We start from the raw sequence: 14,040 nt of genomic DNA, 5'->3' as shown, positions 1-14,040 counted from the left end.
AAATCTGTCTCATCCTCTTATTTGGATCTAATGAGGGAGGGGGATTTATAAAGATTTCGTAAAGGAAAGTTGGGGCGGAGATTAAAATACTCACTTCTCTCCAGCGCATTCTTTGCACATCTCCCATTCAAATATGCCTCGCCGCAGTTCAGCTCGGACCTGTTTAAACTCTTTCTTATTCCAAATTTCTACTATTGAAGCATTTTTTATGTTACCAAAAACATGTGTTGTCTGATAATCATTACAACACAATACCACATTACCACGATAATCAACAATGGCATTGGTAGAGGCCTGAAAACAGACATTTTTTCCCGTTGGATTACGTACTCTTACTAGACCACCCCTATTAGAAAGAGGATCTTCTTCTGTTAATATCCTATAACGTACATGTCGTCGTATTTTTGGATCTAAACTTTTTAGGAGTGGGCGGGCATCATCTCGTCCCACATTATCTTGATACTGACTAATAATGATACCATCAACACCTGCTTCAACTAATTCTGCTAGATTCTGAGCGGTTGCCAATGAGCCGTTAGTATAGACTAGGATCTCCGCAAGAGGAAGCTTTTCTCTTGCTTTCGCCATCAGATTAGCAAGACGTGAATCTAGAAATGGTTCATTATAAAATAATGGTGCAAGACGACCTCGATAATCCATCTCTTCAAGTTGATCTAAAAGAGTTGCGTAGAGACTATCTTCCATCAATCCCCCTCGACGAGGTGCGGAACGTACAGGACAAATACGGCATGCGCGATTGCAATTAGTATTGGTTTCAATCTCAATTTGAGAAAAGCGTTCTTCAAAAGGATGGCGTGTTCGTTCGCGAAAATATTCAAAAGCTCGGTATGCTTCTTTTATGTTAGAACGCAACTCGGCAGGAACATAGCGGTCAAATAACGGCATTAATGAAAAAACCATACAATCTGATCTTGAATAGTCTCTTTAAAAAACTTGAGACACTTTTACCCTTTCCTTTTAAACTTCTTCTCGAGCTCTTCTGCGCTCACTCTAATCACCGTTGGACGGCCATGGGGACAGGTATAGGGATGTTGGGTTTGAGAAAGTTGATGTAGGATCAATTCCATTTCGGGGATGGTGACTGGATCACCCGCCATCACGGCAGCACGACAAGCCATACGAGTGAGAATAGTTTCACGTAGTTTCTCCAACGTGTTTTTCCCTTCTTCTTGCAGAATGCCCAACATGTCAGCAAAGAGTTCTTTAGGTTGCTGTCGACCAAAGATACTCGGAAGCGTTTTGAGTGAAAAACTATTGGTTCCAAATGATTCGAGTGTAAAACCAAGCTGATGTAAGAAAGAAAGATGCTGTGTCACAATGGGAACATCCCGTGGGGCGAGATCGATTACTGCTGCTTGAAGCAATACTTGCGGTGCAATTTGACCCAAAGTGAGATCGCCCATCAATTCCTCGTAGAGTACTCGTTCGTGTGCCGCATGTTGATCGATAAAATATGCTCCACCATCACTTTCGGCAACAAAGAATGTTTTGTGAATTTGACCTAACAAACGCATTGTAGGAAGAGAAGAATGAAACTCAGCAGGAGATGAGGTAAATGGAAAATTGCTAATGGAACTAGGAGCAGAGGAAGAGTCTGAGTCTTGTTGATAGACTGCGGCACTTTCTTTTACTTGTGGAATTGATCGTGTTCTTTCTTCTCTCTCAATCGGCAATACTTGTTGCGTTGCTTTTTCAAATGAGTACTTGCTTGGTTTAGAAAATCCACTAACATTTTCAAACCGTGGCGTCACATCAGGAATAAGATTATTCGTTGAAAGTGCGTGTTTAACCGCTTGCGTAATCGCACTGCAAATCTCATCACGCTGTTCGATTTTGATCTCTGATTTCTGGGGATGGATATTAACATCAATACGTTGAGCATCGAGTTCGATGTCTAACACAAAGATCGGATGTTTACCATGAAACAACATCGAATGATATCCTTCATACACAGCATCACGTAAATCAGTATTCTTAATCCAGCGTTTGTTAACATACAAAGCCTGTTGCGCTTTGTCATTACGTGATTGCATTGGTGTGCCTAAAAAACCGTTTAGAGTAAAGCCATCACCCTTGGTTTGAATAGGTACTAAATCTTTGGCTATTGATACACCATAGAGAAACGCAATGCGTTGGCGTAGATCTTCGACTTTAGGTGCCTCGATAAGAGAGGAGTTATTGTGAGTAAGAGTGAAAGAGATTTCGGGATGAATCAATGCATATTGGGTTACTACATCAATGATATGGCGCAATTCCACGGCATCGGTTTTGAGAAATTTGAGACGCGCCGGTGTATTGAAAAAAAGTGATTTTACTTCAATAGTTGTGCCTTGCTCGTGAGCACATGAACCTTCTTTTTGAATCGTACCACCACGAATGGTGATCATGTAGCCTTCGATGTTTTTCTTTTGTTTTGTCGAAATGGAAAGAGTACTTACAGCAGCAATAGAAGCGAGAGCTTCTCCACGAAATCCAAGCGATTGAATGTTGAAAAGATCGTCTGCTGTACTTAACTTACTCGTTGCATGTCGAATGATGGAGAGTTTTGCATCTTCTGAATTCATACCTGACCCATTGTCAGTGATGCAGATGAGATCTCTGCCTACATTTTCAATGTCAACCGTGATTTTGGTTGCACCAGCATCGATGGAGTTTTCTACTAACTCTTTGACTACGGATGCAGGCCGTTCAATAACTTCGCCTGCTGCAATTTTATTGATGACGTCTTCGCTAAGAACATGAATTGTAGGCATGGTTGTTTTGCAGAGAAGGAGGTTTATATTGATTATGGTGACAGCGAAGAAACATATTTAAGCTCAATCTATTAAATGGGTTTATGAGCAGTAATATTATTCCCAGAGTAGCTTTCTTAGGTTTGTGTGAGAAAGGAGAGTCGATTAGAGAGGGAGATTATAGAAGTTGGTACCACAATTTAATAGGTATTAACTCTAACTGTTTTTGTCTCATCTTTCCTATAAATCTTAAAGAATTTAAAAAATTAGTATTCGCGATTTATGACGTTAAAAATTTAAAAGATACAAATCTAGAATTTTTGGATCAGAACGGACTTCTAATTCAAAAAATGTCTTTAAAATATCACGAACAAGGAATCAATAAAAGAAATTTAAACGTTGATAGGGGAAATACTTTTTCAATTAAAGTTCGAGATTTAACTACGGGTTGGTCGCTTTTCCTCTGCGACTTCGAGAAGGATATAATTTTATCCGAACCGACGACACTTAATATTTTTTTAGAACAAGATGGTGAAAAAATCCCAATCGGGTCAGTTACTTTTCATTATCAAAAAGTTCCCCCCTTAAGTAAAGAGAGGATTGCTGCTCTAAAAGCTGACCCCGCCATCTCAAAGAAAATAGCAATTCAACTTGGTTGTAAAAACTGCAAAGCAGAACTTAAGATTTATGTAGGTTTAGAGAGAGATAAAGTATTTGAGGAAAAAGGAGATATCTGGTTTGAGGATTTACCAGATATTTTCTCTTGTAAGTGTAGGAATTCTTCATTTAGTCTCAAATACATACGTGAAAACTTTCACGCTTTATTAGGAAAAGTCAAAAATGGCAGTCAAAAAATTATATCTGCACAGAATTATTATACAAAAGCTTCAATAATTAAAATAATTGATGCATTTAAACTATTAATAGAAAGTAACCCTGGAGAAGAAGAAGTTCAAAAATTTATTGAAAGGAATACATTAATACTAAGTCTTTTTTCGCCAGAGATGATTTATAACAAAATGCCTATCTTGAGTAAGTATAAAACTGACTTTTGTATAGTAACAAACAGGAAAGATCTTCTTCTTATAGAAATTGAAAAACCTTCATTCCAAATAATGAAGAAAAATGGTGAAACAAAGAGAGAAATGCAACACGCACTAGATCAAGTGAACAATTGGATTCACTTAGTAAGTGATGAAAAATCAGCCGTTCTAAAAGGAATAGGTAATCTAAAAGTAGAAGATATAAACCGAGTTAAAGGTGTTCTGATTATGGGTTGTGAAAAAGATTATGAACAGGAGAAACTAAGAGAGTTTAAATCAAGGAATCTGGGGGAAGTATCTTTTTACACTTATGATGATCTGTTAAGAGGATTAAATGCACTAGCTAAAAACATCGATAACTTAGATTGATCAGTTTCACTTCCCAAACCGTCTCTGTCGTTCTTCAAAGTCTTTAATGATTTTCTTCAAATCTTTTTCACTAAATTCAGGCCAAGTTTTTTTGACAAAGAACCACTCACTATACCATGACTGCCAGATTAAAAAGTTAGAAGTGCGTTGGTCGCCACCGGTGCGGATGATGAGATCTGGTTCATCAGCTAGATAGAGATGCGACGCAAAGAGTTTCTCATCGATCTTGGAAGCGGGAATCTTTTGTGTAACAATGTCTTTGACAGCATCAATAATTTCTTCTTTGCCACCATACGCCATACACAAATTGACTACCAGACCAGTGTTGTTCTTGGTCTTCTCCATGAGTTTATGCATAATTGTTTGCAATGGTTTAGGAAAGAGATACAGACGACCACAGAAACGGATGCGAACGTCCCGATCATGAAATTCTTTTGACTTGAGTAGCTCCTGCGTAAATGAACGAAACAAACTGAAGAGATAGGATACTTCTTCTTTGGAACGCTGAAAGTTCTGCATAGAAAACGCATAGAGAGTCAGCTGGTTGATGTTACAGGCAGGTGCCCATTCTAGAATGAGTTTTTTTACGTTTTGTGCACCGAGCTTATGACCTTCAAGTGTTGGCTTTTGGTTTTTTTGTGCAAAGCGGCGATTGCCATCAAGAATGATTCCAACGTGATAACTTTTGGGCATGAGTGACTCTTTCTTTCTCACCTTAAATAATTTATGGATGACTCGTCTCTACGTTGGAATGAAAACGCATTTATTTAAATCAGGAAAGAATGATTCAGTCTATGAATTTCGTCTTACTTGCAACGTTACTTGCTGGCTTTGGCGCGCAGCTGCTTAAGTTGATTCTCTATTTCTTTCAGCACAAGAGTCTTAATGTGAAAGATATTGTTGTTACTGGAGGTATGCCCTCCTCGCATTCGGCGTTTGTGGTTGCCCTCTCCACAAGTATTTATCTTGATGAGGGAGCGTCAACGGCGTTTGCAATTACCCTTGTTCTGGCAATGATTGTGATTCGGGATGCGTTTGGTGTACGTCGTACCGTAGGAGAAGAAGGCGTGATGATCACAACCATTCTTAAGAAATTAAAATTACATAAAGAAACTCATTTTGCCATGGGACACACGCCTGCCCAAGTAGCTGTTGGTTCATTGATTGGATTTGTGGTGCCGTTGTTGGTTTACTATTTGGGATAATAGCATTGATTATTCTGCATAGACTTTTGATGCTAAATCTTTTTATAGCAACACGTCTCTTGATGGCGTATGATCACAGTTGCTCAATTACGCAAGCTTGAACGAGAAGCGCAGAAGCAAGGAGTCTTTGCGAAAGATCTTATGGATAATGTGGGGCGCGAAGTTGCACACCTATTAACTATTCACCATGAAGTTGAAGGAAAACGAGTGATTATTTTTGCAGGTCAAGGAAACAATGGGGGAGACGGATTTGCTCTTGCGCGTTATTTACTTGAGACTGTGCCCGTAGTGGTTTTGTTTTTTGGTGAGAAAATAAAGTTAACTCCTGAAGCACTCAAAGAATACGATGCAATTTGGCAAAAAGCAACAATTGTTCCTATTAAAAATAAAGAAGATTTAGAGAAGATTCATTTTCAACCAAAACACCAATTAATCTTAGTTGATGCAATGCTTGGAATTGGTATTGAGGGAGATATACGTGAACCTGTAAGTTGGGGCATTGATTTTTTTAATTCTATACCTGGGGAGAAAATATCACTAGATGTACCCTCAGGACTTCATCCAGATACCGGAGATGTCGCAAATAAAATCTGTGATGTAGACACTGTGTTTACGTTTCATGACACTAAACCTGGGTTGGAGAAGTATAATGCCAAGATTATTGTGGTGGATATTGGGTTGGGACAGAAAGGATAAGAATTTAGAACTGTTGTTCATTTCTTTTCAAAATTTTTCAAAAACTCTTCTGCTTCTTGCACCATTCTTTTATCATTGTCATAGGTTAATTTCTCAATTGCTTTTTCGTATGGTAGCCAGATGAGCTTGGTGTGTTCAAATGACACTTTGCCATCGTGAGTATCCAACACCTTGCCGCAAAACCAGAGTACGCTTTTAGAGATGTACTTCCCCTCCCGAAGAAAGAAGTAAGAGGTTTTTTCTCGAAAGCGAGAGTGGAGTTCGATCTTGGTGTAACTTGTTTCTTCTGCTGCTTCGCGCAGTGCTGTCTGTTCAGGATCTTCATTTTGTTCAATACGTCCTTTGCACAGCCCCCAATAAGAAGTAGTATAATGATATTGTAGAAGAAGGTATTCTCGTTTTTTGTTAAGCAGGCGATAGAGTATAATCCCTGCGGATGATTCATGTGCACTGATTTTTGGTTCGGCGGCCATGGTTTGATTTAGGGATTTAGAAATCAGTTAATTTTTTGTGTGAGGCAAAATGAACAATAGTGGTATTGCCTTCGGTTCCAGTTACTTTTTCTGTATTGATATATCGCCCATCCTGCAAGCGTAAAATTCGACGTTGAAAGCTTTTGTAACTGAGTTCTCCGCCCATCTGTTGATATGATGTGAAAATTTCACCAATTTTTTTACCATTGTTGTCTTTAATGATTTCGAGAATGACTTGGAGATCCTCTTCAAGAGATTCTTTTGATTTGATTTGAAATTCTTGGGCTTTGGCAATGGCTGCAGCAACATGAAGACAGGTAATTTTACGCGAACTTTTCTCTTCAGCAATGTTTCCAGTTTCACGCATGAGATAGAGACCAACACGCACATCTTTGTCTTCAGAGCAATGCTCGACAATCTCTTTGAATGCATCATCGTCCCAACATCCAGGTACGAAGGCATATTCCTTACGTTGTTCTAGAATTTTACCAATTTCCGTTTCTGTGTAGGGAGGAAAATGAAGAAACTCAGGATTGAGGCGGCTTCTAATGCGTTCATCCATCTCACTGTAGGAATCACGATAATTTGTGATGAGAAAAATGGATTTGCGATAAATGTCTTCAAGGATAGTATAGAGAAAGTCTGTATCTTCAAGTTTGTCAATTTCATCAAAAATAAACACAACACTCTTTTTGTTCAAGCGTTGCATGATCATTGCCCACAGTTCAGGAGTCTTTTTGCTCTGAATGAATTTATAGCCTAGATCTTCACATAACTTAAAGAAAATCTTGTAGGTAGAATTTTCTTTCCAACAGTTGATATACATAGGGATGATATCATCTGTGGTCTCTTCTAATTCTCTTAGAACATGTTTACACGCAGTGGTTTTCCCTACGCCAGGTGGCCCATAAACAAAGACATTACGGCCGTTATGATTTTCAAATAAAGGTCGAATGGCGATGGCAAAACGCTGTTGCTCATTTTCTCTGGCAAAGACCACTTTAGGTTGAAAATCAAAATTGAGTGGAACAGTGTCGCGAAACACTGATTCGCCCGATTTGAGCATATCTTTGAAGAGAGACATGGAGGGAAGGAGAAAGTTTTGGTTTAAATAGATTTAGGCTTGTTGTTGGATGTGTCAAAGGGGTCGAAATCGACCCTTTTAGATTTTAACCCCATCGAATTCGACGGGTTTAGAATTTCTAGGTTCTATTTTAACTACGGCGAATATGCCACAATTAGAAAAATTATCTTTTCACCACGGTGCCTTTAAACTTACCTTCTTTCATGAATCGGAAGAATTCTTCTTGTTGACCGATGTAGAGTGTCAACGTCTTTGATAGTTTTAATCCTAGTTGAGTAGCGTGGGGATCAAATGGTGTATTCATTCCTGCAGACCAATTTTTGCCAATCAAACTTTCTAATTTTTTCCAAGTCATGGAGGGGAGATCTTGGGCTTTGGTAAGAGCTTCTTTTTGTTTTTCAGGACTTAATGAGGCAAGTGTTGCAGGAGCAATATCTTTCACAATTGTAAAATTACTAATTTTAAACACACGCGTGGCTCTGAATGCGTTGGCGAGTAACATCATGTCATGATCCGTACTGCAGCCCGGTTTCCAACCGCAGGCAAAAAAGATACGGGCAGTACTGGATACTTTGCGACTAGGGTCAAGGATGATTTGAGGGTGAACTTGCGAACCTAACACTTTTTGAAATTGTTCTAGAAGAAAACGTGCATTTATCTTGGTAACGGCGATTCCTAATTCATCATTGGCAAGACTTACTGATTCTTGTTGATGAAGAGCTTGTTCAAGAAATGGTTTAGAGGCGGTTTGAACAAAACGACAGAGTTTACCTCCACCCACTATGAAGATGAATTTATCTTTGGATTGCTGCGTCGTGTTAATGAAACGGGCGATCGCAGCGAGATCATACTTCCCATCAGGATTAATAACGGAACCACCAAGCTTGACGATGTTGAGAGCCATAAGCAAGGAAAGAAAGAATTGAAGGGTTTATATTGGTTTTGAAATTAGAAGTCGGCAAGGAAGGCAAAAGTATATAAATGGAAAAAAGAACCTTCAGGTTAGTAAAAGAGGATGAAAAATAGATTATTAACAGTTGGACTAGTACTAATTCTACTTTGTGCTATACTAGTACACTCAGAAATTGATACCGGACCTAGTTATTCTTGCGTTCGTGACCAAGATTGTAGCGCATGGGAAGCAGAGTATAATGTGGACACTATTTGCAGCCCAGTGACTCATACGTGTACGCTACGGCAAGTCTGTCGTATAGATAGTGATTGTTCTTTTTGTGACCAATTTGATGATGAAAATTATGATTATACTTGTGTTTGTAGTGAGGATAATACTTGTTCACAACAAGATCCAGTTGTCCAAGATGATGTTGTAGCTGAACCTATTGCTCAAGAACCAAATCGAGAAGAACTTGCTGCACAGCTTCAAGCACAACAAGCACAGGAAAAATATGAGGAGTTGCAAGCACAACTTGCCACCATGGGTCAAGATTCTGCGGCAATTCAAACAAGGTTGGCAACTTTGGAACAGATGGTTGCATCTCTTCAAGAAGGACAAAGCGCATTTACACCTCAAGTTGCCGTGCTTCGTAATGATGTAGATCGTATCCAAATGGATCTTAATCAGGCCCAGGAAGGGTTGAGTAAAAAGATTACAGGAGTCTCAACAGGTTTAGCAGGATTACAAACTAACCTTGGAGAAACAAATAAAGATCTTGATACAGTAGAAGAGAAAGTTGCAAAAGAAGAAGAGTTTACTAGTACAATTACAACCATATTCTTTATTTTACTCGTTATAAGCATAGGTATGGCAGTATATTATTTTGCTACCAAAGATCAGAAGAAAACAACTTCATCAGCAGATACAGCAAATTCTGAAATTGTAGAATATATTACAGGCCATGTACGTCAAGGGAGAAAATACCCTCAAATTAAACAAACATTACTTGCTGCAGGATGGCCAGAAGATCAAATTGAAGCTGCGTATAAAGAAACAATGAAGCAGAATTATCAACACTATTTAGAGGCAAGTGGTCAAACAACAAGTAAGAAAAGCACAGGACGCAAGGAAAAAGCTGCTCCGGCAAAAGCAGCTTATATTGGAATGTTTGCAATTTTGATTATAGTAGGAGTCATCTTCATGTTTAATGGAGCAAATGCAGGACGAGCTATTTTCTTTAATGTATCCGCAAATGAATCTTCCGAAGATGGATATAAAATTCAATTTTTGTGTTTGCCACCCCATATGCCTTCTAAAGTGGGTTGTTGTTTAGATGCAAATAATAATCAGTTATGCGATTTTAATGAAGGTAGAGAATTAAATAGAGCTGCAAGTGACGCAGAAAAATGCACCGATAATACCCAATGTATTCGAGGCAATTATTGTGTAAATGGCGGATGCATGGCATTATCGGACTTGTATGAAGAGTCAAATTGTGATTTGAAATGTAATCTTAAAAAAGTTCACATTAAAACGAATGATGGACATGAATATGATTTAGGAATTGGTGGTGGAGATTACACTGCTGCAGGAGGGATTGAATGGGAAATTCTTCGTGGTGCTGATTATTGTAATACCGAACCGGCAAAAGTCCCCATTTTAATTACCAAAAAAAGAGGAAGGGAAATTCTGGAAGAATCCGTTGTTGCTCTTGGAGAAGGGGAGACGAGTAAAACAATTACTTTACCCAATTCACCAGGTGTACGCTTTGAGATTTCTGTAACTGATATTGCACAACAGTGTAATTTAGTGAGTTAAGTGTTAAATGAGATATAATTTATTTTTCTTAGAGAGAGAGAGAGAGAGAGAGTGATAGAGAAAAAAAATAGTTCAGAAGAAAGTTATTCTTTTTCTTAGGTCGAAATCAAATCTGGCAAGGAATTCTTTGGCAATGATAGGATTGACTTCTTTGACTTGAAGATAGATGTCTTTACTAAAACAATGTGCACATAAACCCATACCCTCTCCACAAGAGATGCAGGAGGTTGCACCGTCAATGCGGATTGAGTCAATCTGGGTTGCAAGAACAGGATCATATTCGCCCACCATTTGTTTCATTTGAAGAGTTAAACAATCAGGACAAATAGGGTTAGTGATGACGTCATCACAATCAATGCAGCGAGATGCTATTTTCATAGAATATAGTGTGAACTGTTAATTATATATGTTTTAGCTATTAAGAATATAGTAAGTATATGAAAAATAAGAAAAAATTTTGGTTTTTGAGCAAGGATTAAAGACGAGGCCGAGTTCGTCTTATTTCTGGAGCTTGGAAAAGTACATCAATAGATTTATCCCTAGAATTAGTAGCATAACGATCTTGAACAGACCTACGTAACGCATATTGAGCTCCATCTCCAAAAGGAGCAAAATGAGTTTCTAAGTGAGGTATAACCACATCATGAAGACTTGTTTCTCCTAAACCATACACTTCTACAGATAGTTGTAAACCATCAGGTATTGCTACAACCCTTACATGACCATCATGATATTCCAATGTTCCTCTTGACTTATAACCTGCTGCTTGTAATGCTTCATTAAATGCTCGTGCTAAATGTCTTACGTTGCCATGGTTCAATAAAACCAACTTTTGTGGTGATTCATCTTCTAAAACCGGCTTAGACAAAGTAATTTTAGGGGGTGCCGCTTCAACTACTGTTTCTAGAGATGGTACTGCGGAAGAGGAAGAAGTTGATTGAGTAACTAGGGATGTCGTTTGAGCCGGAAGTAAGTAAGAGATTGGTTGAGCAAGATAAGAAGTAACTAGGTCTCTGTGAAGCCTTGGCCCTTGAATAGACCCATCAGGTTGAACAACAAAACGAAGGTAATCATCGTTATCAAATGATCTTAAAAGATTAATTGCTGACTTCATTTGTTGAGCAGTCGCATATAAAGCAAAAACAGAATTTTCTGCATCCGGAGCAGAAACGCGATGAATATCAATACCATCACTATTAGTTCGAAAACCAGCCCGAACACGTCGAAAAGTTTCATCACCAAGAATTGCACGAACAGCAGATACTATTTCAGCGGAGTCAGCAGGTGAAGCATCAGAATCTAGAGGAGCATGAACAGCATACCCTACTAATTGAAAAGTTTCTCCGCTGCGTTGATATTGATCCATATCCTAAATTGAAAGTCACTTTCTTTTAAGCTTTTCTCTATTCTTTGGAATTAGGCATATACTACATATATAACATAGGGGTGAAAAGGCTCATTTTTGTCTTTGTTACACCTTTTGATCGAAGAAAATGTTGACTAAGAATCTTACAGAGAAAAGAGAAAATGGGGCTCCAAAGAGGGGGTGAGGGTGGTAGAATCTCTAAAGGAGCCCCTTGAAACTAAGGACGAGGTCTTCATACGAAGACTAACTTCCCGACAGGAAAAAAATTATCACCTCTTTTTCCCAGAACCGGAATAGGCTACCACGTATATAAATGTTACTCTTTTGTATACTAGTTGAGACTGCTATAATATACGTATTTTAGGCAATAGGCAAAAAAATGAGTAGATCTCTTACTTTGAAGCAAAAAACAAGCTTAAATGTTTCTCAAAATCTTTAGTAACAAGAAGCCTTTCTCGAGGAAAACAAGAAAAATACTGTTGGTGGGCAAATCGTTCATCAAGATAAATGACAACGCCACGGTCTGTTTCGGACCGAATACACCGACCAGCACTTTGAAGACATTTATTGATAGCAGGGTAAACATACCCATAGTCAAACCCTTTGCCAAACTTACGATCATAATAGGTTATGAGTTCTTGGGTACGAATATCAGGACGAGAAAGAGGAATGCCTACAACCACAACGCCGTTGAGTAAATCGCCAGGAAAATCAACTCCTTCGGCAAAATTGGCTCCGGCTACACCTAACAAAACTGCGCCTTCTCGGCGAAGGGAATGAAATGTCGCCAAAAATTGTTCTTTTTCTTCTTTTGACATGGTTGGTTTTTCATAGAGCAGACGTTTAGATGTGTGAATATGTGTTGCGATACGATCACGAAGATCATAGGATGGAAAAAAGAGAGCTACATTTCCTGGAATTTGTTTTGAAATAGTTGCACAGATCTGACCAATGGAGGTAAACATCGCTTCACTGCGTAAACTATATTTGGTACTGGTTTGAGGAATAATAATACTTAATTTATTATCTGCCGGAAAAGGGGAAGCATATTCTTTTACGGCTGCTTTAGGAATACCTAACAGATCTTTATACATAAAGAGAGGTTTGAGAGTGCCACTCATGATAACTGTAGCATATGCTTGGTCAAAAATATCTTTGGTGACAATACTCGGATCAAGACAGAGATACTGAAGAGTAAGCACAGATCCATTAAATCCTGATTTTTCAATAAGGACGCGCGCATAGCCTTCTTCGCTGCCGCTCCACGATTGAAGAAATTGGACAATTCCTCCAAGAAAAGATTTACGCTGTTTTTTGCGGACTTCATCAGCAGCAGTCTCAAGTTGTTCAAGCAAGGAGTCATAATCAATTAGTTTAGTAAGAGGAGTAAGAAGATCTTGTTTATTCACTTTCTTTTCCTTTTGATCATTTTCAAATGCTGCTAATGAATTTATGATTCGTTCAATCTCACTAATCCAAGATACAAGACCACGAAAACCAAATTTTTGAGATTCTTGAATAGCATATTTAAGTTGGGTAATAGAAAGAGATGAACTCATCATATCCATAACCCGAGAAGGAATGTTGTGCCCTTCATCAACAATAATGATAGTATCTTCTAAGGTTAGTCCGATTTTGCCAAACAACGAAGACTGAATGAAACTATTAAAAAGATAATTATAGTCACCAATAATCACTTGAGCATCTTTTCCTAAAGCGATGGAAATTTCATATCCGCACATTTCGTGATTTGCTGCAGCTTTAAGGATACTTTCTGAACTTGATGGCGCAACGTGTTTGAGTGTGGAAACAAGATGTTTCGCTTCTACACTGAGTGCTTGTTTTTCTTTGACTTTGTTATAATAAGAACATTCACCACGTTCAACAATTGATCGACAATATTCACTAAAATCACTTTGAAATAAGTCAGCAACTTCTTGTGAGCACATATTTTTCTTCCCCATTAAATCAGCACAAATAATTGGTTGGCCTATCTTTTGTCCAATTTTGCGAACTGTATCTAATGCGATTGCGTGCTGCGTGTGACGATTGGTAGCAAAAAAAACGCGTTTTTTGTTTTTAAGAGCATAGGCAATAGCTACACTTAATGCACTTGCGGTCTTTCCCAATCCTGTCGGGGCATGAGCTATAAGAGGAGTTTGTGTTTTAATTGCATTTTCAATATCATCAACAAGCTCTTTTTGTCCTTCTCTAATAGTTGAATGAGGAAAATAATTCTCGACGAAAGGCGAAACCATCTTGATATTGGATTAGGTGTTAGATAAAAGGCTTCTGGTTCTGCTTTACTCCCACAGAGAGGCAAAGAAACTTTATAACC

The 14,040-nt window shown here is 38.4% G+C and carries 13 protein-coding genes; 4 read left to right on the top strand and 9 right to left on the bottom strand.

Annotated features, from left to right (window positions below):
- Nucleotides 1-90: 90 nt before the first annotated feature.
- Together HYV86_07670 and mutL are read right to left on the bottom strand one after the other, a co-directional pair.
- Nucleotides 91-921 (bottom strand): SPASM domain-containing protein, encoded by an 831-nt coding sequence (locus HYV86_07670; protein ID MBI2573718.1) that lies wholly within the window; start codon nt 919-921, stop codon nt 91-93.
- Nucleotides 922-965: 44 nt separating this feature from the next.
- Nucleotides 966-2,774 (bottom strand): DNA mismatch repair endonuclease MutL, encoded by a 1,809-nt coding sequence (gene mutL / locus HYV86_07665; GenBank protein ID MBI2573717.1) that lies wholly within the window; start codon nt 2,772-2,774, stop codon nt 966-968.
- An 83-nt stretch (nt 2,775-2,857) separates the two neighbouring features.
- Between mutL and HYV86_07660 the strand changes: the two genes are divergently transcribed.
- Complete coding sequence (locus HYV86_07660) at nt 2,858-4,165, top strand: DUF4263 domain-containing protein (GenBank protein ID MBI2573716.1); 1,308 nt, start codon at nt 2,858-2,860, stop codon at nt 4,163-4,165.
- Between the two features lie 6 nt (nt 4,166-4,171).
- Here HYV86_07660 and uppS read toward each other — a convergent pair whose 3' ends face one another.
- On the bottom strand, nt 4,172-4,858 hold the full coding sequence (gene uppS, locus HYV86_07655; GenBank protein ID MBI2573715.1) for a di-trans,poly-cis-decaprenylcistransferase: 687 nt from the start codon (nt 4,856-4,858) through the stop codon (nt 4,172-4,174).
- A 101-nt stretch (nt 4,859-4,959) separates the two neighbouring features.
- On the opposite strand from uppS, the gene HYV86_07650 reads away from it, so the two are divergent.
- Together HYV86_07650 and HYV86_07645 are read left to right on the top strand one after the other, a co-directional pair.
- Nucleotides 4,960-5,370, top strand: a complete 411-nt coding sequence (locus HYV86_07650) for a divergent PAP2 family protein (protein ID MBI2573714.1) — start codon at nt 4,960-4,962, stop codon at nt 5,368-5,370.
- Nucleotides 5,371-5,439: 69 nt separating this feature from the next.
- Nucleotides 5,440-6,066, top strand: coding sequence for an NAD(P)H-hydrate epimerase (locus tag HYV86_07645; protein MBI2573713.1), 627 nt, complete (start codon nt 5,440-5,442; stop codon nt 6,064-6,066).
- 17 nt (nt 6,067-6,083) lie between these two features.
- Here the strand turns inward: HYV86_07645 and HYV86_07640 are convergent, their stop codons facing one another.
- The 3 genes from HYV86_07640 to HYV86_07630 form a co-directional block, all read right to left on the bottom strand.
- The gene (locus tag HYV86_07640) at nt 6,084-6,539 is read right to left on the bottom strand and encodes an NUDIX domain-containing protein (protein ID MBI2573712.1); all 456 of its coding nucleotides are present in this window, start codon (nt 6,537-6,539) and stop codon (nt 6,084-6,086) included.
- Between the two features lie 16 nt (nt 6,540-6,555).
- Entirely contained in the window at nt 6,556-7,623 is a 1,068-nt protein-coding gene (locus HYV86_07635; GenBank protein MBI2573711.1) for an AAA family ATPase, read from the bottom strand.
- 163 nt (nt 7,624-7,786) lie between these two features.
- Nucleotides 7,787-8,527, bottom strand: a complete 741-nt coding sequence (locus tag HYV86_07630) for a hypothetical protein (GenBank protein MBI2573710.1) — start codon at nt 8,525-8,527, stop codon at nt 7,787-7,789.
- Nucleotides 8,528-8,638: 111 nt separating this feature from the next.
- Here HYV86_07630 and HYV86_07625 point away from each other — a divergent pair, with 111 nt between their 5' ends.
- Nucleotides 8,639-10,336 (top strand): hypothetical protein, encoded by a 1,698-nt coding sequence (locus HYV86_07625; protein ID MBI2573709.1) that lies wholly within the window; start codon nt 8,639-8,641, stop codon nt 10,334-10,336.
- Nucleotides 10,337-10,408: 72 nt separating this feature from the next.
- Here the strand turns inward: HYV86_07625 and HYV86_07620 are convergent, their stop codons facing one another.
- From HYV86_07620 to HYV86_07610, 3 genes are all read right to left on the bottom strand, one after another.
- Nucleotides 10,409-10,714, bottom strand: a complete 306-nt coding sequence (locus HYV86_07620) for a hypothetical protein (GenBank protein MBI2573708.1) — start codon at nt 10,712-10,714, stop codon at nt 10,409-10,411.
- Between the two features lie 97 nt (nt 10,715-10,811).
- Nucleotides 10,812-11,702 carry a hypothetical protein gene (locus tag HYV86_07615; GenBank protein ID MBI2573707.1) on the bottom strand — a complete coding sequence of 297 codons (891 nt, stop codon included), beginning with the start codon at nt 11,700-11,702 and terminating at the stop codon, nt 10,812-10,814.
- 392 nt (nt 11,703-12,094) lie between these two features.
- The gene (locus HYV86_07610) at nt 12,095-13,960 is read right to left on the bottom strand and encodes an ATP-dependent DNA helicase (protein MBI2573706.1); all 1,866 of its coding nucleotides are present in this window, start codon (nt 13,958-13,960) and stop codon (nt 12,095-12,097) included.
- Nucleotides 13,961-14,040: the final 80 nt, after the last annotated feature.

Source organism: Candidatus Woesearchaeota archaeon (genome assembly GCA_016188115.1).
Taxonomy (GTDB): Archaea; Nanobdellota; Nanobdellia; order Woesearchaeales; family GW2011-AR9; genus JACPIK01.
The sequence above is the reverse complement of the archived record's forward strand: the minus strand, read 5'-3'. Positions and strand labels throughout refer to the sequence as shown.